The following is a 23,115-nucleotide window of genomic DNA, read 5'->3' on the forward strand; positions in this document are numbered from 1 at the left end:
GTGAGAAGCTGAGTCGGAGGGGAGGGAGCAGCGATGTCGTCACAGGATTTCCCGACGTACGGCCGGGGCGACGAGCCCGACCAGTCCGGTGAGGAGCACCACTACGCCCGTCCCACGCCGTACGGCGGTGGGACCTACGGCGTGGGCCCATACACGGACCCGCAGCCCGGCCCCTACGCCCAGCCGCAGCCCTACGGCTCCCAGCCGGGCCAACCTCAAGGCCAGCCGGGCCAGCCACTAGACCGGCCCGATCAGCAACAGAGCCAGCCGCAGTACGCCGGTCCGCCGCAGAGCCAGGGCCCGACGTACACCCAGCCGCCGAACTTCCGCCCCGGGAGCCCCTACGGTCCCGCGGCGCATCCGCAGCAGCACGAGCTCCCGACGTACGGACGGGATGAGCCGGTCGCGCCCCGTGACCCGCGTGCCGCCCGGGTGGTCGGACTGGCCGCACTGATCGCGGCCGTCTACGGACTGCTCGTCGTGTCCGTCCAGCGGGTCGCCCTGCGCGAGATCTCCCAGGCCCCCGGCTCACCGCTGAACCACCCGCTCCGCACCGACGTGATCGACACCATCGGCCAACTGCTGCTGATCGTGGTCGGCGCGGTCGCGATCGGGATGTGGATCCGGGACGTGCTCGCCCGCCGCAAGGCAGGGCGCCAGCCCGACCCGGTCGAGCTCGGTGGCCTCCTGCTGGTCGCGGTGTCCGCGATCCCGATCCTGATCTGGCTGAGCATCGTCCTGTCCACCGGCCTGGGCGCCATCAACGAGACGATCGACCGGCTGCCCAAGGCGTACGGCTGGGGCGGCACCGGCCTACTGATCCTCGCGGCGGGTCTGGCGATCGGGTACCGCGAGCTGAAGCCCGACGTCAGCAACCCGGTCGTCCAGGGCCCGCCGGTCAAAGCGCCCTGGGAGTGAGCGCACCCGTTGTCCTGGTCCCGGGCCTCGGTCTCGGGCCGGAGTCGTACGCCAAAACGGTCGAGCACCTGACCACGCCGTACGTCGTCGTCACTCTTCCCGGGTACGGCGAACCGGCCGGGGCCCGCGAAGATCTGCATCCGCGCGCGCTGGGCGTGGCACTCGCCGACAAGATCCGCGAGCGGTCGGTCCTGGTCGGACACTCCGCCAGCTGCCAGATCGTGGTCGAGACCGCGATCATCGACCCCGAGCTCGTCCATGCGCTGGTGCTGGTGGCGCCGACCGGCGACATCCGGATGTCGGGCTGGGTGGACCGGACGGTCCGATGGCTGGGGTCGGCCGTACCGGAAGCACCCCGCCTGATTCGGGTTGTCACCCCGCAGTACGCCCGTACGACGCTTTCCTCGATCGCCCGAGCCGCGGAAGCCGCCCGGCACCACGACCTGGCCGCGATCATCACCCAGGTGCGCGTGCCGGTGGTCATCGTGCGCGGCAAGCACGATCTGATCTCGCCGGCCGAGTGGGTACAGCGGTTGGCGGAGCTCAGCCACGGTGAGGCCAGGACGCTGGATTCGGGCGCGCACATACCAGTGCTGACCAACGGTCCCGAGGTGGCCGCTCTCATCCAGCGAGCCGCCACCCTTCCCGAAAGCGAGTGAAGCGCTATCGTTGACGCGCTAACAACCTTTGCGGGAGCTCGCACCGTACGCGCGGGCTGAGAGGGCGACAGCTGGGTCGCCGACCGCCTGAACCTGACCGGGTAATGCCGGCGTAGGGAGCAGGTCATCATGACCAATACTGCTGTTCGTCCTGCTAGCGACATCGAGGCGCCGCTTGTCCTGACCACGGACGCCCCGCGGACGCTCGGATTCCTCGACCAGTTCGCCCTCTGGGGGAACTTCGGCATCTCCTTGTTCGGGCCGGTCACCGGTGCGCTGGTGGCGGCGACCACGGGCTCGCTGTGGAAGGGCCTGCTCGCGGTCGTCGTCGGCTGTGGGATCGGCGCGTTGGTGCTCGGTGGGGCGGCGGTGTTCGGATCGCAGACCGGTGCGCCGGCGATGACGTGCCTGCGCGGCTTGTTCGGCCGACGCGGTTCGATGGCGCCGACCGTGCTGAACATCGCGCAGAACGTCGGCTGGGCCACGATGGAGATCATCATCATCTCGCAGGCCGCGGTCGCGGTGACGAGTGAGCGCTGGCGCTGGGTGTTCGTCCTGCTGGCCGGGGTGATCGCGACGACGATGGCGGTCCGGCCGCTCGGCAGTGTGAAGCTGCTGCGGAAGTTCATGGTCTGGCTGGTGCTGATCGCGTCGGTGTACCTGTTCGTGCAGGTGCTCAGCAAGCCCATGCACGACCTGCCGCAGGACAACGTGTTGGGCTTCTGGCCGGCCGTCGACCTGGCCGCCGCGGGCGTGGTCTCGTTCGCGCCGCTGGCCGCCGACTACACCCGGCACTCGCGCACCAACAAGGCGGCGTTCGCCGGCTCCTCGCTCGGCTACGGCCTGGCGGCGATCGCGTACTACGCACTCGGTGTGTTCGCGGTCGCGACTTTGCAGACCAACAGCGAGGACGTGATCACCGCGCTCGTCGTCCTGCCGGCCGGCGCGATCGCACTGTTGGTCCTGCTGGTGGACGAGGTCGACGAGGCGTACGCGAATGTCTACTCGACCACGATGGCCGCCCACAACCTGATCGGCAAGGTCGACCGGCGCTGGATCTCGGTCGCGATCGGCGTACTCGCCACCGGCCTCGCCCTGATGGTTGACCTAGGCAACTACACGCAGTTCCTCTTCCTGATCGGCTCGGTCTTCGTCCCGCTGTTCGCGGCCGCGATCGCGGACTTCTTCCTGGTCAGCAAGATGAACTGGGACGTCTCGGGTACGGCGCGCTTCCGGTGGCAGCCGGCCGTGGCGTGGCTGATCGGATTCGTCGCCTACCAGGTGGTCAACCCCGGCACAGTGAGCCGTTGGTCGCCGTTCTGGACCGACGTCCAGCAGCGGGTGTTCAACCACCAGCCGGTGCCGACCTGGCTGGGTGCGACGGTCACCTCGATCGTCGTCTCGATGCTGGCCGCGGTCGTGCTCGGTCGTGTAGGGCGCCGACCGCTGGACAACTGACCCGGAGTAACCGGGATACTTGCGCCCATGCTGAACTCCGCACTGCGCAGCCGGGCCGAGTATGCCGAACTCGGGGCCGACGGCCTGGCCGCGCGGACCACGCCCGAGCGGGACGCGGCGACCGTCAAGGCCGTCGAGGAACTGCTGGACGGGCGTGAGTCGGTGCTCGACCTGTGCTGTGGCTACGGCCGGATCGCGTTGCCGCTGGCCAAGGCCGGCAAGGCCGTCTGCGCGCTGGACATCTCGCCGAACCTGATCGAGGCCGGCCGGGCGAAGGCGGCCGAGGAGGAACTGTCGATCGACTGGGCGGTCGGGTCGATGACGGACCTGCCGTACAAGTGGGACGCGTTCGACGCGGTGATCTGCCTGTGGACCGCGTTCCACGAGCTGTTCGCCGAGGACGAGCAGGTGTCGACCATCTGCGAGATCTCCCGGGTGCTGAAGCCGGGCGGCATCGCGATCATCGAGGGCCCGGCCTGGGGACCGGCAACGGCGGCGGAGATCGCGAACGGGATGCGTCAGGGCCCGGAGCACCGGATCGTCACGACCGAGCACTTCGGCACCAGCAGCGTGCACTTCATCCACGACGAGATCAGTTACGGCCGGCTCTGCGCGAAGGCCGGAATCGAGGACTACAAGGTCTACAAGCGGGACTGGGGCGGCCGTCGCCGGCTCATTCTGGAGATCCACCAGCCCGCCACTGACTGACGCGTCAGCGGCCCTTGCAGGTAAGGGAAAAACAAGAAGCAGATCCCCACTCCACACTGGGGATCTGCTCCTTTGTCTGTCGAGTGTAAATGCTTCCTGGCAGGCTGAGGAAAATTCAGTCTTTTGCTTCGAGATTCAGCAAAAAACGCTTCGCGTCCAGTCCGCCGGCGTACCCCGTGAGCGCGCCGTTCGAGCCGATCACGCGGTGGCAGGGCAGGACGACGCAGACCGGGTTCGCGCCGAGTGCCGTACCCACCGCCCGAGCCGCCTTGGGCTTGTGGATCTCCCCGGCGACCGCGCCGTACGTCGTCGTCGTGCCGTAGCGGGTGTGCTTCGGCAGATCGGTGAGCACGAGTCGCTGGAACGGAGTCGCCAGCGCCAGGTCGACCTTCAGATCGAAGGCGTGCCGCCGGCCGTCCAGATATTCGTCGAGTTGCCGCCGTACGTCGTCCAGCGCGCGGGGCTGGCGGAGTACGCGCGGGGACACCGCCCGGGCGAGGCGGGTGGTCATCGTTTCCTCGTCGCCGAAGGAGCTGGCCACCACCCGGCCGTGCGCGACGGCGAGCAGCATCGTGCCGATCGGGGTGTCGTGCAGGGTGTAGGCGACGTCGGCGTCCGGAAGGATCGGTGGGGTCAGGTCTGGGGTGGTGAGCCGGGTCAGCCGGCTCTCGAGGTCAGTCATCGTTTACTCCGAGTTTGCTGCGCAGTGCCGCGAGGGCGTCGCTGACGAGCCGGCGCGACGCGGCAGGCGTGGTGTCGAGGGCGGCGGCCACGCCGTGGTGGTCCAGGTCGCCGACGTATTTGAGCGTGATCGCGAAGCGTTGCCGCTCCGGCAGCTCGTTGACCGCGCGCCAGAGGTCGGGGTCCGGCCAGTCCGCGGCCTCCGGGCCGTCGACGGCGACCGGTGCAGCCTCGTCCAGAGGGCGCTGCGGTTTGCGTGCACGGTGTACGTCGGTCGCGCACCGGGCCGTGATGGTGAGGAGCCAGCTGCGGAGGTTCTTCGCCGACGTGAGGTCGGGGTAGGCGGCGTACGCCTTCTCCCAGGCGCGTTGGGCCGCGTCGTCGCCGTCCACCGGCCCGGCCATCGCACGCGCCAGCCGGGCCACGTCGCGCCAGTGCGCGTCGATCAACGCCTGGAACGGCGGCAGTACGACCTTCTCCCGAGCCATCACGCAAGTAGAACGCACGCACGGCCGGGAGTGTGAGGGCGACCTGGCGGCGTGTCGTCCCAGCGGATGGTCAGTTTCGGACGGCTGTCCCGGATCGCGAGATTGTCTAGTTGTCCAGTAGACATTGATGAGAAGGTAGCTGACATGACGACGACACTGCTCACCCGCCGTCGCGTCATCGATCTTCTGCGGACGGCGAGCGCCACCTGTCGGTGACCGCTGCTGCCCGCGTTGCCCCGGCGGACTCCCGCCGTACGAGGCCTGTCTGAGCCTGCGCCTCCCACACCCCGCCCGGTTGTGGTGCTTCCTGCTGCCCGCTGCCGGTCGTCCCTGCCCCCGTATCCGAGGGAGAGACATGTCAGTCCATGCGATCAACCCGTCCGATCGTCCGCCGCTGTCCGTCGTCCCGGACCGCCTCGAGGAGCGGATCGTCGACGCCGACGTGTTCCGGTCCGTGTTCCGTCGCCACGCCGCCGGTGTCGTGGTGATCACCGCGGACGCCGGCCGCGGCCCGGCCGGGTTCACCGCGACCTCACTGGTCTCGGTCAGCCTGCTGCCACCGCTCGTCTCGTTCGCGATCGCCACCAGTGCGTCCAGCTGGCCGACCGTCAGCACCGCCGACAGCCTGGTGATCAACTTCCTGTCCGCCGACCAGCAGGCGATCGCCGGCCGGTTCGCCACCAGTGGCATCGACCGCTTCGCCGAGCCGACCCGCTGGTCCCGGCTGCACACCGGCGAACCGGTGCTCGACGAGGCGCCCAGCTACCTGCGCGCGCAGGTCGAGCACCGCTTCGCCGTGGGCGACCACCACCTGGTCGTCGCCCGCCTCGCCACCCATACCGAACGACGTGAGCACGACCCGTTGCTGTACCACGACGGCCGCTACGTCACGACGCATTCGAAGGCACATCATGTTTAAGACCCACAAGGTTCTGACCGCGGCCGTCGCGATTGCCGCCTTGGTCACCGGCTGCGGAGGCGCTGCCCAGGCCGGCAACGACGGCGGCGCGAAGCTCGCGCTGGACGCCGCGCTGCCGACGACCGTCCCGGACGGCACCAAGATCGTCGTCGGCGACCCGGCCACCCAGGTGGCCCTGAAGCTGTCCGGACAGCTCGACAAGGTGTCGAAGTTCGTCCAGTTCGCCAACCTGAGCGGCGGTCCGCAGACGACCGAGGCGTTCCGGGCGCACGCGCTGGACGTCGGCTCCGTCGCGGAGATCCCGCCGATCCACGCGACCTGGACCGGGCTGCATGTCAAGATCGTCGCCTCCAAGTTCCGCCAGGACCCGCTCGACCACCCGATCTACCAGCTGGGGATCGCGCCCGGCGCGAACGTCAAGACGCTGCCGGACCTGCGGGGCAAGAAGATCGCGTACAGCCCGGGCCAGGCGCAGGGCGCGCTCGTCCTCAAAGTGCTGAAGAAGGCCGGCCTGACCAAGGACGACGTCAAACTGGTCGAGCTACCCAGCACCGGCGACGTGTACACGAACGCGCTGGCCGCGAAGCAGGTCGACGTCGCCCCGATCGGCGGCGTCCAGATCAAGCGCTATCTGGCCAAGTACGCAAAGGACGGCGGGACCACGATCCCGCACGGCCTCCGCGACGACGCCGGCCACCTGTACGTGGTGACCGAGTCGCTCGAGAACCCGGCGAAGGCGGCCGCGATCCGCGCGTACGTCGCTGCCTGGGGCGTCGCGCAGGACTGGATCGACAAACACCCCAAGGAGTGGATCCAGGGGTACTACGTGAAGGACCAGGGACTCACCGAGTCCGACGGTCAGTGGCTGGTCGACAACGCTGGTCACCCTGACATCAGCGCGGACTGGAGTGACGCGATCCAGCGGCAGCAGGAGACCATCGAGTTGCTCGCCAAGGAGACCGGCAACCCGGTGATCCAGGCCAAGGACCTGTATGACCTGCGGTTCCAGAGCGTCGCGGCCGATGCGATCAAGGGAGCCACCAAATGAGCGCCGCGACACTGCCTGGACTGCGTACAGCCGATTCGGTCGCGCCCGTCGTACGGCGTCGTCGCCTCGGACTGGGCAAGCCGATCAGGTTCGGCGCGGCCATCGGACCCATGCTGCTGCTGGTGATCTGGAGCATCGGATCGGCGACCGGCTGGATCGACCAGCGGGTGCTGTCCGCGCCGTGGACCGTGGTGACCACGGCCGGCGACCTGATCGCCGACGGTCGCCTCCAGCCGAACCTGTGGACGTCCACCCAGCGCGCGCTGATCGGACTTGCGCTCGGCATCGTGCTGGGCGTCGTACTCGCGCTGCTCTCCGGACTGTCCCGTCTCGGCGAGGCACTGCTGGACGGTCCGATTCAGATCAAGCGAGCGATCCCGTCGCTGGCGCTGCTGCCGCTGCTGATCCTCTGGCTCGGTATCGGTGAGTCGATGAAGGTCGTCACCATCCTCCTCGGGGTGTTCGTGCCGATTTACATCCACACCCATAACGGACTCCGCACCATCGACAGCCGGTACGTCGAACTCGCGCAAACCGTCGGGCTGTCGCGCTGGGACTTCATCCGCCGGGTGGTCCTGCCGGGCGCGCTGCCCGGATTCCTGCTCGGGCTGCGGTTCGCGGTCACCGGCGCGTGGCTGTCGCTGGTCGTCGTCGAGCAGATCAATTCCACCAGCGGTATCGGCTACATGATGGAGCTGGCCCGGACGTACGGACAGACCGACATCATCATTGTCGGCCTGGTCCTGTACGGCGTCCTCGGCCTGCTGTCCGACGGGGCCGTCCGCCTGATTCAGAGGAGGGCCCTCTCATGGCGCCGCACACTGGCCTCCTGACCGCTGCTGTCCAGGTCCGGGACCTGGTCCGCCGGTACGACGATCGCGCCGTACTGGACGGGGTCGACCTGGATATCGCGCCGGGTGAGTTCGTTGCCTTGCTGGGAAAGAGCGGGTCCGGGAAGAGCACCTTGCTGCGGGCGCTGGCCGGGCTGGACCCGGATGTGGCCGGCTCGGGCGAGGTCGTCGTACCGACGCAGGTTTCGGTTGTCTTCCAGGATTCCCGATTGTTGCCCTGGGCAAGGGTGTTGGAGAACGTCGTACTCGGGCTGTCCGGGGCTGCTGCGCGGGGCCGGGAAAGTCTGTCGGAGGTTGGGCTCGCCGGCCGTGAGAAGGCGTGGCCCAATGAGTTGTCCGGTGGCGAGCAGCAGCGGGTCGCCTTGGCGCGGTCGCTGGTGCGGGAGCCGGAGTTGCTGCTGGCGGACGAACCGTTCGGCGCGCTGGACGCGCTGACCCGGCTGAAGATGCATGTGCTGCTCCGGAAGCTGTGCGCCGCCCATCAACCCGCCGTACTGCTGGTCACGCACGACGTCGACGAGGCGATCGTGCTGGCCGATCGGGTGATCGTGCTCGACGAGGGCAAGCTCGTCGCCGAGGAACTGATCTCGCTGAGCACGCCGCGCAGTCCGGCCGATCCAGGATTCGCCGCGGTCCGGTCGCGGCTTCTCGACGCATTGGGGGTTTCGCTGTGAGCAGGCAGTTGCATCTGAACGCGTTCCTGATGAGCACCGGGCATCACGAGGCGTCGTGGCGGTTGCCGGAGAGCAACCCGTTCGCGAACACGTCGGTGGAGCACTATCAGGAGCTGGCCCGGATCGCGGAGCGAGGTCTCTTCGACTCGGTGTTCTTCGCGGACTCGCCAGTGCTCCTCGGTGACGTGGGCCGTCGCCCGGCCGGATCGCTGGAGCCGACTGTGCTGTTGACCGCGATTGCCGCCGTGACATCACGGATCGGGCTGATCGCCACCGCGTCGACGACGTACAACGAGCCGTACAACCTGGCCCGCCGGTTCGCCAGCGTCGACCACGTGAGTGGTGGGCGGGCGGGGTGGAACGTGGTGACCACGGCCGGTCCGGACGCGGCTCGCAACTTCAATCTGGCTGATCAGCCGGCGCATGCGGAGCGGTACGAGCGGGCGGCGGAGTTTCTCGAGGTCGCCTACCAGCTGTGGGACTCGTGGCAGGACGACGCGGCGATCGCGGACAAGTCGACCGGCGTGTGGGCGGTGAACGACCGCGTGGTGCCGATCGACCACGTCGGCCGGTACTTCCAGGTGCGCGGTCCGCTGAACCTGTCGCGGTCCCCGCAGGGGCACCCGCTGATCGTGCAGGCCGGATCGTCGGAGGACGGCAAGGGCCTGGCGGCGCGGTACGCCGAGGCCGTCTTCACCGCGCAGCAGACGCTCGAGGACGCGCAGGCGTTCTACCAGGATCTGAAGGCACGGACGGCCGCGCTCGGGCGTGATCCGTCGACGATCAAGATCCTGCCGGGGATCGTGCCGGTGATCGGTGGGACGGTCGAGGAGGCGCAGCGGCTGGAGCGCGAGCTGGACTCGCTGATCCGGCCCGACTACGCCCGGCTGACGCTGGCGAAGACGTTGAAGGTCAAGCCGGAGGACCTGCCGTTCGACGAGCAACTGCCCGCCGATCTCCCCGACGAGGACGAGATCGAGGGCGCGAAGAGCCGGTACACGCTGATCGTCACGCTGGCCCGGCGCGAGAAGCTGACGGTCCGCGAGCTGATCGGCCGGCTGGGCGGCGGCCGCGGTCACCGCACCTTCAGCGGTACGCCGGAACAGGTCGCGGACGCGATCCAGGACTGGTTCGAGGCCGGCGCGGCCGACGGATTCAACATCATGCCGCCGGTCCTGCCGTCCGGGCTCAGCACCTTCGTGGACCAGGTGATCCCGATCCTCCAGTCCCGCGGTCTCTTCCGGACCGAGTACACGGGCACCACGTTGCGCGACCACTACGGTCTGGCCCGTCCCGCCACCCGGGCCGCGTTGCAGGAGGCCACCGCCTGATCCGGTGCCGGGGCCCGTCAGGTGGCAGGCCCCGGCACCACTCCCGGCTCAGTTGACCCGGACCACCAGCTTCCCGACGGCTTTGCCGTCCTGCATGATGCGGTGCGCCTCGCCGATCTCCTCCATGCCGAACACCCGATCGATGCGGATCGGGAGCTTCCCCTCCGCCACCAGATCGACGTACCGCTGGAAGGCCGCGGGCGGCAGGTCGCCGCTCTCGCCGCCGTACGCCGTCAGCCGGACCCCGTTCGGTAGATAGCCGATCGGGTAGAAGTCGGGGATCGTCCAGTTGTCGCTGAGCATTCCGGTGAAACACACCGTGCCGTGTACCGCGGTCGCCTTCAGGGTGTCCGGCAGAACATTTGTCCCGACGAGTTCGAGGGCCGCGTCCACCCCGCCGGGCAGGATTTCCCGGACCTTCTCCGCAACGTTGCCATCATCAACAATCGGGTGATCGACGCCGAGATCGCGCAACACCTGTGCGCGGTCCGGATTCCGTGTCGTCGAGAACACGGTCAGCCCGTGCTCCTTGGCCAGTACGGCGGCCGCCACCCCGACGGACGACGTACCGCCCCGGACGAGCAACGTCTGCCCGGGCTCGATCGCCAACCCGGTGTGCAGCGAACCGTGCGCCGTCTGCAGCATCTCCGGCAACGCGCCGAGCGTGGCCCAGTCGAGGTCCGTCGTCACCGGGATGACGGACGACGCCGGTACGACGGTGTACTCGGCGTACCCACCGTCGAACCGGCGGCCCATCCCGCCCATCATCGCCACCACCTGCTGCCCGGGCTCGAACTCACCGCCCGGCGCCGCGTCCACCGTCCCGGTCGCCTCGATCCCCGGGATCACCGGGAACCGCGCGTTCGTCGCCAGCCCGGCCCGCAGGTGGTACTCGGACCGGTTCAGCCCGAACGCCTCCACCTTGATCCGCACCCACCCGGTCTCAGGCTCGGGTACGGCGATCCGCCGTACCCGCATGTCCTCGGGCTCCCCCGGCCCGTCCAGCACGATCGCGCGCATCTCCATGCGATCCATCCTCACCTGAGGGTGCGATCAGAAACCGTTTTCCATCACCCGGCGAGCCTCCGTGACTTCCTCACAAGGCCGCGTGACAGAGTTGTCCCTATGGGGAAACGCCCAAAGGTGGTGGCCCATCGTGGCGCTAGTGATGTCAGTCCCGAACACACGCTCGCGGCGTACCGCCGGGCGGTCGACGCGGGAGCAGACGGTCTCGAATGCGACGTTCGGCTCACCGCAGACGGACATCTGGTCTGTGTCCACGACCGCCGCATCGAGCGCACGTCCAACGGTCGCGGCGTGCTGTCCACGATGAGTCTGGAGGAGCTCGAGGCGTTCGACTGGGGCTCCTGGAAGAACCCGTGGGCGGAGCTCGACGACGAGGCCGAGCTGCCGAGCCCCGACCTGCGGAAGGTGCTCACGCTCGACGAGCTCCTGGCCACCGTCCGGGACGCCGGCCGGCCGGTCGAGCTCGCCATCGAGACCAAGCACCCGACCCGGTACGCCGGTCTGGTCGAGCGCCGGCTGATCGAGGCCCTCGACCGCTACGGGTGGGCGCATCCGAAGGTCGGCACGGAGTCTCCGGTCCGGGTGATGAGCTTCTCCTGGCTGTCCCTGCGCCGGATGCGGGTGCTGGCGCCCGGCCTCCGGACGGTCCTGCTGATGGACCGTGTCCCGCTGCGCTTCCGCGACGGCTCACTCCCGACCGGGGTCTCGTACGCCGGTCCCAGCCTGGAGATCGTCACCGCACACCCCGAGTACGTCGATCGCGCGCAGAAGCACGGGCACCAGGTCCATGTGTGGACCGTCAACGCCGACGCGGACGTCCGGCACTGCCGCGACATCGGCGTCGACGCGATCATCACCGACCGGCCCGAGGCCGCGCTGAAGACCCTCGCCGAACCCGCCAAGGCTCCGGTCCCGACGTACACCTACCCCCCGAGACGCCGTGATCGCCGTCAGTCCTGACCCGGGGTGCCGACGGGGGAGAAGTGGACGTCGCAGGTGCACACGGAGTTTGTTACACATCACTGGCGTTGTGTGTGGCGTGTGTCACGCAGGTCGAGATACGTAGTGGCATGAATGCGGGCGGTTATTGCAACGTTCATTTCCGTCGATTTCGTCACGGTTTCTTCGGGTTTAGCTGTGACGCTGCTGTGACTATGTAACGGAATGCATCTGGGTTGTTTTCCAGGGCTGGAACGTGGGCAGATGTCACTGTGGCTGTTCCGATCATCGAGGAGACCCTGCTTGTCCTCAGCGACCCTGCCTGCCGACGTGAGCATCGTGGACGTCGTCTTGCCGCACAAAGTGTCCGCAGTCGCGGACGCCCGCCGCCGTCTGGCCGCTTACCTGAAGCGGTACCGGGTCGCCGAAACCCCCCGTGACGACGCGCAACTGGTGCTCTCCGAGCTGCTCTCCAACGCGATCCGGTACGCCCCGGCGCTGCCCGCCGGCGAGGTCCGCGCGGCCTGGTGGATCGACAAGGCAGGCATCCATGTCGAGGTGACCGACGGCCGCGGCGACACCGAGCCGCAACCCATCACCGACACCCACCCCGAGTCGATCGGTGGCCGCGGCCTGCGGATCGTCGACATCCTCACCTCGAGCTGGGACGTCCGCACCGCCGCCAACCACCGCACCGTCCACGCGATCATCCCGAACTGATCGTCCGCGCGATCGTCCCCGACCTGATCGGGTTGGCTGTCTGATCGGGTTGGCTGTCTGGTGCGGTGGGCTGCAAGACTGCGCCTATGGGAAAGAAGTCGCGGCAGCGCGCGAAGAACACGACGACCGTCACCCTCGACCCGGCCGACCTGGTGGATGTCGGGCCGCGGGAACCGTGCCCGTGTGGTTCGGGCAAGCGGTTCAAGCAGTGCCACGGCAAGGACCGGGCGCAGGCGGCGGACACCTTCGTGGTCCGGCCGTTCGAGGGACTGCCGTCGGAGTCCGACCTGATCGCGTTCCGCGAGATCGTCCCCTCGGGCACGGCGGAGGTCGTGCTGACCGGCGACCACGCGGGCAAGGTGGTCAACCTGGTCACCCTGCTGCCGATGGCGATGCCGGGCCTGGTCCGTGACGACGAGACGATCTGGATCGGCCTGCAGACGCACGCGTCGTCGGGTGATCCGTCCCGCGACCTCGGCCACGCGATCACCGCCGCGCTGGACACCGAGCCGGGCAACCCGATCCAGCTCGGCGACCTGATGACGGACGGCCCGCGGCTGCAGGACCTGATCGACACCTCGAAGCCGATCGAGGTCAAGGTGCACGAAGGGTTCGACTTCTGGGTCAGCGAGAACGTCGAGGACCCGACCGGCGAGGTCGCCGCGGGTCTTGAGCGGGCCAACGCGGCCGCTGCCCCGACCGTACGGCTGGAGTCCGTCGAGGCGGCGTACTGGACGCAGATCGGTGACCGCCGCTACCTGCGCTGGGTGATGCCGCACAGCGAGGACACCCTGCTCGACGCCCTCGCCCGCCTGCACGCCGCCGGCTCCTCCGCGCTCACCGAAGGCAGCCGTCTGATCGGCTCCTTCCGCGCTCTCGGCGTCCTCGCCCCCGTCTGGGAACTCCCCGCCGACACCGAAGCCGCCGACGTAGAAAAGCCCGCCGCCGACTTCGCCGTAGCCCTCGAGAAGGCCCTGACCACCGAGGCCCCCCTCACCACCGAAGAACGCGCAGCCCGAGCCGGCCTCTCCAGCCGCCAACTAACCATCCGCTGACACCCCGGCGCCGACGGCGCCTCCCATCACCTCGAACACCCGGGTGCCCCCAAGCACCCGGGTGTTCGCGCATCAGTCGCCCACCCAACTCCCGCCCACATACGAGCCCGCGCTCCGACCCCGCCCACGTGGGAGCCCCCGTTCCGACCCCGCCCACGTGCGAGCGGCCCGCCCCGACCCGCCCGCCCGGCCGCCGGCGACGCCCGGCCAGAGGCGCGGGAGTCATGGAGTCGTCGAGTCGTGAAAATCGGCGAGAAATCTCGCCTCCAACAAGCCTCAATCCACGACTCGCCGCACCACGCGCCGGGAGCTCGTGGGCTGCTCCACCACGTGCCGGCTGCTCCCAACCAGCCGCCGACCTGAAGGTGGGGCGGGTAGGCCCGAGTGGGCGTGGTGGAGGCGCGTGTGCACGTGTGGCTGGGGGCGCCGGGTGGCCGGCGTGGGGGTGGTGGAGGCGCGAGCGCACATGTGGCTGGGGGCGCCGACTGGGTGTGGTGGGTGCCCGCGTGGTGGAGACACGAGCGCCCGGTGCCTTGGGGGCAGCCGGGTGGGGTTACTGAGAGTGGTCTAGGCCGGGAGGGGGTGTACACCTGCGGACCGGGCTAGGAACGTGGACGGCCCAAGTCCTGCTGACGGGGGAGCAACAGGGCCTGGGCCTAGCCATGAAGAGTACTCAGAATGGATGTCGGCCACAAGCCCCGATTTCACTGCGCGTGTCGTAGGGCTCACTTGGGTGGTGGAGCAAACGTTCAGGCGCGGGTCAGGAGCCGCCGAGTGGGGCGCGGAGGACGGGGCATGACATGCAGCGGGGTCCGCCGCGGCCGGAGCCCAGCTCGGAGCCGGAGATGCGGATGACCTCGATCCCGGACTCTTCCAGGCGCGCGTTGGTCTCCACGGTCCGCTCGTAGGCGATGCACACGCGCGGCGCCACGGCGAGGGTGTTGTTCCCGTCGTCCCACTGCTCGCGTTCGGCGGTGACCGGGTCCAGGCCGGTGTCGATCCGCCGGAGCGTGTCGATCCCGAGCGCCTTCGCCGCCGCCACCAGGAACGGCTCGGGCTCCGCAACGTGCAGCTCGTCGCCATCGGTGGTGACCGCGAGCGCACGCATCTCCTCGGCCATGTTCGGATACATCAGTACGGCGTCGACGTCGACCATCGTGCAGACGGTGTCTAGGTGCATCGTGGCCCGCTGCTGAGCGATCGGCACCGCGAGCACCGTGTGGGCCAGATCCTTCGCGAACACCCGCCGAGCCAGCCGCTCCACACCCGCCGGCGTGGTCCGCTCCCCGACCCCCACCGCCAGTACGCCGGGCCCGAGAGCGAGGACGTCACCGCCCTCGACGTGCTCGAGCTGGTGGTCGTACACCTTGTCGGCGCCGGCGAACCGCGGATGGAACGTGTAGATCAACTCGGTCAGCTGGGTCTCGCGCGCCCGGGCCGGCATTGCGAGCGAGGTGACGGCGACCGAGTCCCGGATCCAGACGCTGGAGTCGCGGGTGAAGAGCAGGTTCGGCAGGGGGTCGATCAGGAAGTCCTCGTGGGCCAGCAACGACGTGACCAGGCCGCCCACGCGGACTTCGTCGTTCCGGACCCCGGCCATCAGAACCTCGGCGAGCTGGGCCGGGTCCAGGCCGGCCAGCGACGCCCGGAGGTAGTCGCGCAGGGTGTCGCCGAGCCGGAGGTCCTCGGTGGTGCCGGTCACCGCTCGTACTCGCGCCTCCGGATCCGTGAGCGCCTCGGTGAGCAGCTCGCCGAGGTACAGCACCTCGACGTCGCGGTCTCGCAGCGCCTGGGCGAAGGCGTCGTGCTCCTCCTGCGCGCGGCCGACCCACGGGATGCCGTCGAACAGCAGTTTGTCGTTGTTCCGCGGGGTGAGCCGGCGGAGCTCGTTCCCGGGGCGGTGCAGCATCACCGTCCGCAGCGGTCCGACCTCACTGTCGACGCCGTACGCCCTGTCGACTGCTCGAGCCTCGGTCATGCGCCTGCCCTTTCGTCCGATCGTGCCAACCACGCTACGGCAGCCCGACGCCTCCGCGCCGAAGGAACTTGCTCTGTCTGATTGTCCGACAATATCCCTGATCCTCCAACTTCCCTGGCGATGCGGGGTCGGTCAGGCCACCCCGGATGTGGATCGGCCCGGCGGGCGGGGATATAGGCCAGATGGCAGATGTTCGCCCGGGGCCGGGGCGACAGGATCTCTGGTGTGAGGACGCCACGAGGGCGACCCGGATCGGAAGAGGTACCGAGATGACCCGCAAGGTGACCGCCAACATCACGCTCTCGCTCGACGGACGGGTGAACGGCGCCGGTGGCGATTACGACATGAGCTGGATCGTCCCGCACGCGATCACCGAGGCGTCCCGCGATCACATGATCCGGGTGACGTCGCCGGCGACCACGATCCTGCTCGGCCGGAAGAACTACGAAGGCTTCGGCGGCTTCTGGCCGGCGGTGGCCGACGACGAGAACGCGGCGCCGCAGGACCGGGCGGTGTCGAAGTGGATGAACGAGACGGAGAAGGTCGTCTTCTCGACAACGCTGACCGAGGGGCCGTGGCAGAACTCGCGGGTCGTCGACGCCGACCCAGCCGATGTCGTCAAGCAGTTGCGGGCCGAGGAGGGCGGGGACATCATCGTGCTGGCCAGCGGCAGCGTGATCAAGGCGCTGCTGGCCGCGGACGAAGTCGACCAGCTGAGCATCACGCTCGCGCCGGAGCTGGTCGGCGGCGGGGCCCGCCTGTTCGAGGACGGGCTGCCGGGCTCGTCGTGGCGACTGGCCGACTCGACGCCGACCGAGTCCGGCGCCGTGTGCCTGCTCTTCGACCGCGTGCGCTCCTGAAGCACGTGAACTGGTCATCCGAACTCCTCCGATCGATGATGAAAGCTGTCGCCAGAGAAGATGCCGCGATCGGCGCCCGCCCCTGAAGGTTTTCCACAGGGTCGTTCGAAAGAACGAGATATCCACAGCGGGTGGGCGCTGACGAGGTCGATCGGCTGCGGAGGAACTAGGCTGACGTGCTGTGTCCGGTCATGATCTGCCTTCCGAGCCCTATCAGCGTGCCGTCGCCTGTGTGATCCCGGCGAAGGACGAGGTGGCGCGGATCGCGGCGACCGTGGACGCGGTGCACAAGATCATCGGGGTCGACCTGGTCGTGGTCGTGGACGACGGCTCGGCCGACGGTACGGCGCAAGCCGCCGAGCAGGCCGGAGCAGTCGTCGTCCGGCACGAGCGGAACCGGGGGAAGGCAGCGGCGATGGAGACCGGAGCGGCGGCGGTCGCGGAGCGCGACGGTGCCCGGCCACGGCACCTGCTCTTCCTCGACGCCGACCTGACCGACTCCGCGACCGCGGCTGCGCCGCTGATCGAGCCGGTCCAGACCGGCCGGGCCGACATGACCATCGGCACGCTGCCGGTGCAGTTGCGCGCCGACGGGTCCAAGGCCGGCGGCCACGGGTTCGTCGTCAAGCTGGCCCGGGCCGGCATCGAGGAAGCGACCGGCTGGGCTCCGGAGCAGCCGCTGTCGGGGCAGCGCTGCCTGACCCGGGCCGCGTTCGACTCCGCCGTACCGCTGGCCGCCGGATTCGGGGTCGAGACCGCGCTGAGCATCGATCTCGGCCGCAAGGGTTTCCGCATTCTCGAGGTTCCGATCGAGGTCCGGCACCGGGCCACCGGGACGGATCTGCGCGGGCAGCTCCACCGCGCGAAGCAATACCTGCACGTCCGTCGCGCCCTGGCCGCGCGCAGCGCCCTGCCCGCGGACGGCGGCGGCCCGTCGCTGCGCAGCCTGTTCCCGCGGAAGACAGTGCAATGAGCACTGGCGACACGCCCGACACCACGACTGCCGATCCGCAGCTGGCGAACCGCTACGGCCGTCGCGCCGTCGCGCTCTACCTGGCCTGTACGGCGCTGATCGTCGCGGCCGGCCTGCTCGGTCCGTCGGTGGTCGTGCTGACCCTGACCAACCGGCACGCCTGGCTTCCGTCGTACTGGTTCGACTCGAAGCCGAACGACTGGCTCGTCACGGTGATGATCTACGTCGCCATCCTGCTCGGTGGGTACGGCGTCTTCCTCGCCACCAAGGCCCTGAAACACGGCTGGTCCCCGCGGGTCGACCGATTGGTTGCCCTAGGCATCGGTACGACGGCGGCCATCACCCTGGTCCCGCCGATGGCCTCCGGCGACGTGCTGATCTACGCGGCGTACGGGCGGATCATGGCGCTCGGCGGCAACCCGTACACGACCGCGCCGGCGGACACGATCCGGCTCGGCTACGACCCCGTGATCGCGGCGACCGAGCGGCCCTGGCAGGGCGCGAAGAGCGTGTACGGCCCGATCGCGACCTGGATCCAGTGGATCGCGTCGCTGATCGGTGGCGACTCGATGCAGCTGACCGTGTGGATGCTGCAGTTGTCCGTCGCGATCAGCCTGATCGTGACAGGACTGCTGCTGCTCAAGCTGGTCGGCCCCAACCTGCCGAACCGGCGCCGCGTGATCATGCTCGGCCTGGCCAATCCGCTGATCCTGTGGACGGTTCTGGCCGGCGCGCACAACGACGCGATCGCGGTGATGTTCGCGGTGATCGCGCTGGTGCTGTTCCGGCGGCATGTGTTCTGGGCGGGCATCATGCTCGGAGTGGCCGGCTGTACGAAGCTGTCCATCGGCCTGGTCGGGGTCGCGATGCTGTGGTCGCTGCGGGCGGATCGGCGGAAGGCGCTGATCTTCTGTGGCGGCGGTGCGCTCGCGATGGGTGGTCTGTACGCGATCGTCGGGCTGCAGGCGTTCCAGCAGGCGCGGTCGCAGACGTCGTTCATCTCGACCGGCACACCGCACAAGGTCCTGCTGAGCTTCTTCACCCTGTTCCTGCCGAACGGGCTGGTGCGGACGGTCCTGGCGATCCTCGCGTGGGTCGGCCTGATCGTGGTCGCGATCCTGCTGACGCAGGTGTTCCCGAAGTCGATCGTGCCGCAGACGCATCCGGACGACCCGACGCCGGCCGCGATCCGCTACACCGCGATCTACGCGATCGCCTGGATCCTCACCGCGATGTACTCACTGCCCTGGTACGACCTGATCGCCTGGGTCGCGCTGGCCGCGGTCGCCGCGTCCAAGGTGGACGGGCTGATGGTGATCCGGACGACGATGCTCGCGATCGCCTATGTCCCCGGCCGGGATCCGAACGCGCGCCAAGTGGCCGCGAGCCTGTCCGACTCGCTCGAGTGGTTCAGCGCCCGGCTCCGCGACACGATCTGCCCGGCCGTCGAGCTGGGCGTCCTGATCGCCCTGATCGTCTGGGCGCGCCGCGGCGGAGCACAGTGGTGGCCGTACGACTGGCCCCGCCGCAAACAGAAAGCCCTCACGGAGAAGGCCGAAGCCCACTAGCCGGCGTCAGCTCCAGAGGTCGTGGCCGGCGGCGATCGCCTTGGCCAGAACGGTCTTGACGGGCTTCTTCAGGACTGCCGCGGCCGCGGCCACATCGTCGTACTCGGGCTGGACGTTGACGACCTGGCCGCCGTACCTGGCGATTTTGACGTGGATGCGCTGGCCGTCGACGTCGACGCTGGCGAACTCGCGATCCGCGGCGTGCTTGCGGATGCTGAACTCCCGCAGGCCGATCGCCGACGTCTCGGCCAGGATCACCGAGCGGACCACCTCGGCGTTCGCGCTGCCGACGAGGACCGACAGCGTGTGGGCCGGCCGTCCCTTCTTCATCAGGATCGGTGTCAGCCACGCGTCGGCCGCGCCGGCCTCCATCAGCCGGGCGAGGACCTGTGGCCAGATCCGCGGGTCCAGGTCGTCAACGTTGGTCTCGTAGACGAGTTCGGTGGCCGGGTGCTCGACCGACTCGCCCACCACCACGCGGACGACGTTCGGCACCTCGACCGGATCGCGGCCGCCCGCGCCGACGCCGGTCCGCTCGATCCGCATCGACGGCAGCTGGCCGAACTCGTTCGCCATCGAGGCCAGCAGGGCCGCGCCGGTCGGCGTAGTCATCTCGTACGGCGCTGCGCCGCCGACGACCGGGGCTTCGGCCTCGGACAGCAGGGCCAGGACCGCGGGCCCGGGCACCGGGATCCCGCCGTGCTGACCGCGAACCTGGCCACCGCCGCCGAGCGAGATGGTGGAGACGACGATCCGGTCGAGGTCGAGCGCGATCGACGCCGCCGCGACTCCGACGATGTCCGCGATCGCGTCGAGCGCACCGACCTCGTGGAAGTGCACCTCGTCAGGTGTCACGCCGTGCGCGGCACCCTCGGCCCGCGCCAGCCGAGCGAAGGTGTCCAGGGCGCGGGCCCGAACGGCGTCGCTCAAAGCGGCCCGTTCGAGCAGTTGCCGGACGTCAGCCCACGCCCGAGTCACCTGATGCCCGTCTCCAGCCTCGTGCCCATGGCCGTGTCCAGCCTCATCTCCGTGGCCGTGACCATGTCCGTGGCCGGCGTCCGGGATGTTCTCCGGGTGCGGGGTGCCGTTGACCTGGACCGTCGCCTTGGTCGCGGCGATCTGGTGCCGGGCCGTCGGGGCGACGGTCACTGACAGGGACGCGTCGACGGCGGCCACCGCGGCGTTGACCACCGCGAGATCCGCGCCCGCGTCCAGGAACGCCCCGAGCAGCATGTCGCCGGAGGCGCCCGCCGAACAGTCGATCCAGGCGATTCTCACTCGGTCTCCTTGGACTCGCGAGGTGCGGAACGGCGGGCGACGCGCGCGGCGAAGACCCCGGCGCCGAAGCCGTTGTCGATGTTCACCACTGTCACACCGGGCGCACACGAGTTGAGCATCCCGAGCAGAGCCGCCAGCCCACCGAACGAGGCGCCGTACCCGACTGAGGTCGGTACTGCGACCAACGGTACGCCGACGAGTCCGCCGACCACGCTGGGCAGCGCACCCTCCATGCCCGCGACGACGATCAGGCAGTCCGCGGCGTCGAGACGCTCCCGCACCCCCATGACTCGGTGCAGCCCCGCGACACCCACGTCGGTCACCAGGTCGACCTCGGCGCCGAAGACCTGAGCCGTCGTCGCCGCCTCGGCTGCCACCGGGGCGTCCGACGTACCGGCCGACACCACGGCGACAGTCCCGCGCAGGACGGGCGGCTCACCGAGGACCGCCGTACGACCGACCGGATCGATCACTGCGGCCGGCAGAGCGGCGGCAACTGCCTCCTGGGCCTCGACCGTCAGCCGGGTGGCCAGTACGGCGTGATCGGGATGCGTGGCGTGCAGAGTCCGCAGCAGTTCGACGACCTGGGAGGGCGTCTTACCGGCGCCGTAGACCACCTCGGCATCGCCGGTCCGCTCCAGCCGATCGGTGTCGAGCCTGGCGTATCCCAAGTCGTGGACGCCAGGCAGGGGACCTTGGTCTGGCAAATGAGTCACGCCGAGAATCTACGTGGCCTGCACGGACAACACCTCTTCCGGTCCAGACGCACACGCTGTGCAACCGCCTGAGTACTCAGGCATACCGTCCGATGCCTTAGGCTGCAGTGCGTGTCTTCGACGTTAGCCGGTGCATTCGGGATCGCCGCCCTGTTCGTGGCGGCGCTCGCCCTGGTGTTCGCCATCCAGGCCCTGCGAACTCAGTCCGGTGCGTCCAAGCCGGCCAAGGTCGACTCGGCCCCGGCGCCCGGGCCGGAGCCGCAACAGCCGGAGTCCAAGCCGGGCACGGTCCGGTCCGAGCTCCGCAAGCTGGGCAAGGAGATCGAGGTCGCCCGCGGCGAACTGCGCGAGACCCTGAAACATCTGGCGGTGGTCCGGTACGACGCGTTCGGCGACACCGGCGGGAAGTTGTCCTGGTCGATGGCGCTGCTGGACGACAAGGGCGACGGGGTTGTCCTGACGTCGATCAACAGCCGGGCGGATGCGCGCACGTACGCCAAAGAGGTCAGGGCGTTCGCGAGCGAGGCCAAGCTGTCGCCCGAAGAGGAAGAGGCGATCGAGAACCTGCGCAAGGAATCCGAGCAGACCGACTAACGACGCTTGGGCACTCGGGCGGTCAGCGCGCCCGGCTCGATCTCCGCCGACAGGAAGCGCCCGGGCCCGATCGGGTCCCCGTCCAGCTGGCGCTGTACGTCGACCGCGGCGGTGATCTCCACCCTCCGCCCGGTGAACCGCTCCAGATACATGTCCGTCCGGTTCGTCCGCGTCATCAGCCGCCAGACGACGATCGGCCACTGCGTCACCCGGCGTGGGGCGATCACCACGACGTCGAGCAGCCCGTCGTCCGGCCGCGCGTCCGGGAGCAGCGGGATGTTCGCCTGCAGCATGCCGACGTTCCCGATCACGACCGTGCGCACCCGCCGCTCGATCGGCTCCGCGTCATCGATCGTCAGCTTCACCCGCACCGACGGATGGTTGATGTTCTTCGCCGCCGACACCAGGTACGCGGTCCAGCCGATCTGCTTCTTCAGGTGCGGAGGCGCATCGGAGATGATCGCCGCGTCCAGCCCGAGCCCGGCCATCACCGCGAACCGGTCGGTGTCCAGATCGTCGCCGCGCACACTGACCAGGTCGATCCTGCGGTCACGGCCGTCCAGGATCCGCTCCAGCGCATCGTCCAGGTCGAGTGGGATGTGCAGGTTCCGGGCCAGCAGGTTGCCGGTGCCGGCCGGGATCACCCCGACCGGGATCCCGGTGTAGGCCAGCGCGGCGCAGACCACGCGGACCGTACCGTCGCCGCCGGCGATCAGCACCAGATCCGACTCGTTCTCGATCGCGCGCTTGGCCATCGCGTTCCCGGCGTCGTCCTCGCGCGTCTCCAGCCACAGCGGGTCGTCGTACCCGCGGACCGACAGCGCCCGGGTCACCTTCCGACGGAACGCCACGCCGTCGCCGACCTTGATCGGGTTCACGATCACGGCCGCCCGGGGCGGGATCGTCGTACCGGTGCCGTCCGAGGGCGTACGCCGACGCCGACGCCGCAACCCGGGCCGGAGGCCGAATCCGATCGACGTGGCGGTCAGGATCGCCAGGCCGAGCGCCCATCCGCCGAGCACATCCGACACGTAGTGCGCGTTCAGAGCGATCTGGTCGGCGGACGCGATCCACACCACCGCGATCGCCGGCAGCATCACCAGCAGGCGGAACCGGCGCCGCCAGCCCCGGACCGACGGCAGGACGACGCCCAGCGCGCCGGCCATCACGAACGCAGCGGTCGCATGGCCCGAGACGTACGACCAGCCATCGCTCTCGACCAGAATCTGGGCCGGCCGGGGCCGCTCGAAGATGTACTCGACCGACTGAACCAGGACGAGCTCCGCCCCGGCGGACACCAGCAGCCAGAAGGCCAACACGCGGGCCCGGCGGCGCCACAGGTACGCCGCGACCACGACGATCACCGCCCGTGAGGTCCAGGGCAGGACCACCGCGCCGACGACCTGCCAGAAGTCGATCACGGTCTCGTGGCCGGCGCCGTACGCGGCGGCGCGGGCGGCGACGGACTGGTCCCAGTGCTGCAGCGGAGGCCAGTCCTTGAAGACGAGCAGCGTGATCACGGCGAACGGCAGCGCACCCAGGACGACCGTCAGCGCACGGCCTAGCGAGCTGGGTGGATGGTGGTTCATGGCCGCCTCTGATCCCCCTCGATGATCGCGTGCTGCCACCACATCATCCCGAATAGACTTCGCCGGTTCTGACACGCCCCGATA

The 23,115-nt window shown here is 69.3% G+C and carries 23 protein-coding genes and 1 riboswitch; of the genes, 16 read left to right on the top strand and 7 right to left on the bottom strand.

Going from position 1 to position 23,115, the window contains the following annotated elements; all coding sequences use genetic code 11:
• Positions 1–33 precede the first annotated feature (33 nt).
• The 4 genes from OG558_RS12160 (at position 34) to OG558_RS12175 (ending at position 3,743) form a co-directional block, all read left to right on the top strand.
• Positions 34–918 carry a hypothetical protein gene (locus tag OG558_RS12160; protein ID WP_405070313.1) on the top strand — a complete coding sequence of 295 codons (885 nt, stop codon included), beginning with the start codon at positions 34–36 and terminating at the stop codon, positions 916–918.
• On the top strand, positions 915–1,577 hold the full coding sequence (locus tag OG558_RS12165; RefSeq protein ID WP_329483317.1) for an alpha/beta hydrolase: 663 nt from the start codon (positions 915–917) through the stop codon (positions 1,575–1,577). The genes OG558_RS12160 and OG558_RS12165 overlap by 4 nt, the downstream gene beginning before the upstream one ends.
• A 20-nt stretch (positions 1,578–1,597) precedes the next feature.
• Positions 1,598–1,713, top strand: a riboswitch (TPP riboswitch).
• On the top strand, positions 1,707–3,035 hold the full coding sequence (locus tag OG558_RS12170) for a purine-cytosine permease family protein (RefSeq protein ID WP_405070314.1): 1,329 nt from the start codon (positions 1,707–1,709) through the stop codon (positions 3,033–3,035). Its footprint overlaps the riboswitch before it by 7 nt.
• A 27-nt stretch (positions 3,036–3,062) precedes the next feature.
• Positions 3,063–3,743, top strand: coding sequence for a class I SAM-dependent methyltransferase (locus OG558_RS12175; RefSeq protein WP_405070315.1), 681 nt, complete (start codon positions 3,063–3,065; stop codon positions 3,741–3,743).
• 115 nt (positions 3,744–3,858) lie between these two features.
• Here the strand turns inward: OG558_RS12175 and OG558_RS12180 are convergent, their stop codons facing one another.
• Positions 3,859–4,425 carry a methylated-DNA--[protein]-cysteine S-methyltransferase gene (locus tag OG558_RS12180; protein ID WP_329483320.1) on the bottom strand — a complete coding sequence of 189 codons (567 nt, stop codon included), beginning with the start codon at positions 4,423–4,425 and terminating at the stop codon, positions 3,859–3,861.
• Positions 4,418–4,912 (bottom strand): sigma-70 family RNA polymerase sigma factor, encoded by a 495-nt coding sequence (locus OG558_RS12185; RefSeq protein ID WP_329483321.1) that lies wholly within the window; start codon positions 4,910–4,912, stop codon positions 4,418–4,420. The genes OG558_RS12180 and OG558_RS12185 overlap by 8 nt, the downstream gene beginning before the upstream one ends.
• A 355-nt stretch (positions 4,913–5,267) precedes the next feature.
• Between OG558_RS12185 and OG558_RS12190 the strand changes: the two genes are divergently transcribed.
• From OG558_RS12190 to OG558_RS12210, 5 genes are read left to right on the top strand one after another with little or no spacing between them, the layout of a single operon-like run.
• Positions 5,268–5,831 (top strand): flavin reductase family protein, encoded by a 564-nt coding sequence (locus OG558_RS12190; RefSeq protein WP_405070316.1) that lies wholly within the window; start codon positions 5,268–5,270, stop codon positions 5,829–5,831.
• Entirely contained in the window at positions 5,824–6,879 is a 1,056-nt protein-coding gene (locus tag OG558_RS12195) for an ABC transporter substrate-binding protein (protein WP_405070317.1), read from the top strand. Before OG558_RS12190 ends, OG558_RS12195 begins: the two co-directional genes overlap by 8 nt.
• A complete protein-coding gene (locus OG558_RS12200) occupies positions 6,876–7,712 on the top strand; it encodes an ABC transporter permease (RefSeq protein ID WP_405070318.1) in 837 nt (278 codons plus the stop codon). The genes OG558_RS12195 and OG558_RS12200 overlap by 4 nt, the downstream gene beginning before the upstream one ends.
• Complete coding sequence (locus OG558_RS12205) at positions 7,688–8,404, top strand: ABC transporter ATP-binding protein (RefSeq protein WP_405070319.1); 717 nt, start codon at positions 7,688–7,690, stop codon at positions 8,402–8,404. The genes OG558_RS12200 and OG558_RS12205 overlap by 25 nt, the downstream gene beginning before the upstream one ends.
• The gene (locus tag OG558_RS12210) at positions 8,401–9,735 is read left to right on the top strand and encodes an LLM class flavin-dependent oxidoreductase (protein WP_405070320.1); all 1,335 of its coding nucleotides are present in this window, start codon (positions 8,401–8,403) and stop codon (positions 9,733–9,735) included. Before OG558_RS12205 ends, OG558_RS12210 begins: the two co-directional genes overlap by 4 nt.
• Before the next feature lie 48 nt (positions 9,736–9,783).
• Here the strand turns inward: OG558_RS12210 and OG558_RS12215 are convergent, their stop codons facing one another.
• Positions 9,784–10,761, bottom strand: coding sequence for a zinc-binding alcohol dehydrogenase family protein (locus tag OG558_RS12215; RefSeq protein WP_405070321.1), 978 nt, complete (start codon positions 10,759–10,761; stop codon positions 9,784–9,786).
• Between the two features lie 99 nt (positions 10,762–10,860).
• Here OG558_RS12215 and OG558_RS12220 point away from each other — a divergent pair, with 99 nt between their 5' ends.
• The 3 genes from OG558_RS12220 (at position 10,861) to OG558_RS12230 (ending at position 13,475) form a co-directional block, all read left to right on the top strand.
• On the top strand, positions 10,861–11,721 hold the full coding sequence (locus OG558_RS12220) for a glycerophosphodiester phosphodiesterase (RefSeq protein ID WP_405070322.1): 861 nt from the start codon (positions 10,861–10,863) through the stop codon (positions 11,719–11,721).
• Positions 11,722–12,003: 282 nt separating this feature from the next.
• Positions 12,004–12,420, top strand: coding sequence for an ATP-binding protein (locus tag OG558_RS12225; protein ID WP_329483330.1), 417 nt, complete (start codon positions 12,004–12,006; stop codon positions 12,418–12,420).
• An 86-nt stretch (positions 12,421–12,506) separates the two neighbouring features.
• Positions 12,507–13,475 carry a DUF5926 family protein gene (locus tag OG558_RS12230; RefSeq protein WP_405070323.1) on the top strand — a complete coding sequence of 323 codons (969 nt, stop codon included), beginning with the start codon at positions 12,507–12,509 and terminating at the stop codon, positions 13,473–13,475.
• A 760-nt stretch (positions 13,476–14,235) separates the two neighbouring features.
• Here OG558_RS12230 and OG558_RS12235 read toward each other — a convergent pair.
• A complete protein-coding gene (locus OG558_RS12235; RefSeq protein ID WP_329483332.1) occupies positions 14,236–15,453 on the bottom strand; it encodes an arginine deiminase in 1,218 nt (405 codons plus the stop codon).
• 269 nt (positions 15,454–15,722) lie between these two features.
• Between OG558_RS12235 and OG558_RS12240 the strand changes: the two genes are divergently transcribed.
• From OG558_RS12240 to OG558_RS12250, 3 genes are all read left to right on the top strand, one after another.
• On the top strand, positions 15,723–16,313 hold the full coding sequence (locus OG558_RS12240) for a dihydrofolate reductase family protein (RefSeq protein ID WP_405070324.1): 591 nt from the start codon (positions 15,723–15,725) through the stop codon (positions 16,311–16,313).
• Positions 16,314–16,494: 181 nt separating this feature from the next.
• The gene (locus OG558_RS12245) at positions 16,495–17,286 is read left to right on the top strand and encodes a glycosyltransferase (RefSeq protein WP_329483334.1); all 792 of its coding nucleotides are present in this window, start codon (positions 16,495–16,497) and stop codon (positions 17,284–17,286) included.
• The gene (locus tag OG558_RS12250; protein WP_405070325.1) at positions 17,283–18,854 is read left to right on the top strand and encodes a DUF2029 domain-containing protein; all 1,572 of its coding nucleotides are present in this window, start codon (positions 17,283–17,285) and stop codon (positions 18,852–18,854) included. The genes OG558_RS12245 and OG558_RS12250 overlap by 4 nt, the downstream gene beginning before the upstream one ends.
• 6 nt (positions 18,855–18,860) lie before the next feature.
• On the opposite strand, the gene larC is transcribed toward OG558_RS12250, so the two are convergent.
• Together larC and larB are read right to left on the bottom strand one after the other, a co-directional pair.
• Positions 18,861–20,132, bottom strand: a complete 1,272-nt coding sequence (gene larC, locus OG558_RS12255) for a nickel pincer cofactor biosynthesis protein LarC (RefSeq protein ID WP_405070327.1) — start codon at positions 20,130–20,132, stop codon at positions 18,861–18,863.
• Positions 20,129–20,848, bottom strand: a complete 720-nt coding sequence (larB, locus tag OG558_RS12260; RefSeq protein ID WP_329483338.1) for a nickel pincer cofactor biosynthesis protein LarB — start codon at positions 20,846–20,848, stop codon at positions 20,129–20,131. Before larB ends, larC begins: the two co-directional genes overlap by 4 nt.
• Before the next feature lie 111 nt (positions 20,849–20,959).
• Between larB and OG558_RS12265 the strand changes: the two genes are divergently transcribed.
• Positions 20,960–21,442, top strand: coding sequence for a DUF4446 family protein (locus OG558_RS12265; protein ID WP_405070328.1), 483 nt, complete (start codon positions 20,960–20,962; stop codon positions 21,440–21,442).
• On the opposite strand, the gene OG558_RS12270 is transcribed toward OG558_RS12265, so the two are convergent.
• On the bottom strand, positions 21,439–23,031 hold the full coding sequence (locus tag OG558_RS12270) for a diacylglycerol kinase family protein (RefSeq protein ID WP_405070329.1): 1,593 nt from the start codon (positions 23,029–23,031) through the stop codon (positions 21,439–21,441). The genes OG558_RS12265 and OG558_RS12270 overlap by 4 nt on opposite strands.
• Positions 23,032–23,115: the final 84 nt, after the last annotated feature.

The sequence above is a fragment of the Kribbella sp. NBC_01510 genome, assembly GCF_045040325.1.
Classification (GTDB): Bacteria; Actinomycetota; Actinomycetes; order Propionibacteriales; family Kribbellaceae; genus Kribbella.

Coding starts and splice junctions, on each gene's coding strand:
- OG558_RS12160 (WP_405070313.1), top strand. CDS start 34: ATGTCGTCACAGGATTTCCCGACGTACGGCCGGGGCGACGAGCCCGAC.
- OG558_RS12170 (WP_405070314.1), top strand. CDS start 1,707: ATGACCAATACTGCTGTTCGTCCTGCTAGCGACATCGAGGCGCCGCTT.
- OG558_RS12175 (WP_405070315.1), top strand. CDS start 3,063: ATGCTGAACTCCGCACTGCGCAGCCGGGCCGAGTATGCCGAACTCGGG.
- OG558_RS12180 (WP_329483320.1), bottom strand. CDS start 4,425: ATGACTGACCTCGAGAGCCGGCTGACCCGGCTCACCACCCCAGACCTG.
- OG558_RS12185 (WP_329483321.1), bottom strand. CDS start 4,912: ATGGCTCGGGAGAAGGTCGTACTGCCGCCGTTCCAGGCGTTGATCGAC.
- OG558_RS12190 (WP_405070316.1), top strand. CDS start 5,268: ATGTCAGTCCATGCGATCAACCCGTCCGATCGTCCGCCGCTGTCCGTC.
- OG558_RS12195 (WP_405070317.1), top strand. CDS start 5,824: ATGTTTAAGACCCACAAGGTTCTGACCGCGGCCGTCGCGATTGCCGCC.
- OG558_RS12200 (WP_405070318.1), top strand. CDS start 6,876: ATGAGCGCCGCGACACTGCCTGGACTGCGTACAGCCGATTCGGTCGCG.
- OG558_RS12205 (WP_405070319.1), top strand. CDS start 7,688: ATGGCGCCGCACACTGGCCTCCTGACCGCTGCTGTCCAGGTCCGGGAC.
- OG558_RS12215 (WP_405070321.1), bottom strand. CDS start 10,761: ATGGAGATGCGCGCGATCGTGCTGGACGGGCCGGGGGAGCCCGAGGAC.
- OG558_RS12220 (WP_405070322.1), top strand. CDS start 10,861: ATGGGGAAACGCCCAAAGGTGGTGGCCCATCGTGGCGCTAGTGATGTC.
- OG558_RS12230 (WP_405070323.1), top strand. CDS start 12,507: ATGGGAAAGAAGTCGCGGCAGCGCGCGAAGAACACGACGACCGTCACC.
- OG558_RS12235 (WP_329483332.1), bottom strand. CDS start 15,453: ATGACCGAGGCTCGAGCAGTCGACAGGGCGTACGGCGTCGACAGTGAG.
- OG558_RS12240 (WP_405070324.1), top strand. CDS start 15,723: ATGACCCGCAAGGTGACCGCCAACATCACGCTCTCGCTCGACGGACGG.
- OG558_RS12250 (WP_405070325.1), top strand. CDS start 17,283: ATGAGCACTGGCGACACGCCCGACACCACGACTGCCGATCCGCAGCTG.
- OG558_RS12270 (WP_405070329.1), bottom strand. CDS start 23,031: ATGAACCACCATCCACCCAGCTCGCTAGGCCGTGCGCTGACGGTCGTC.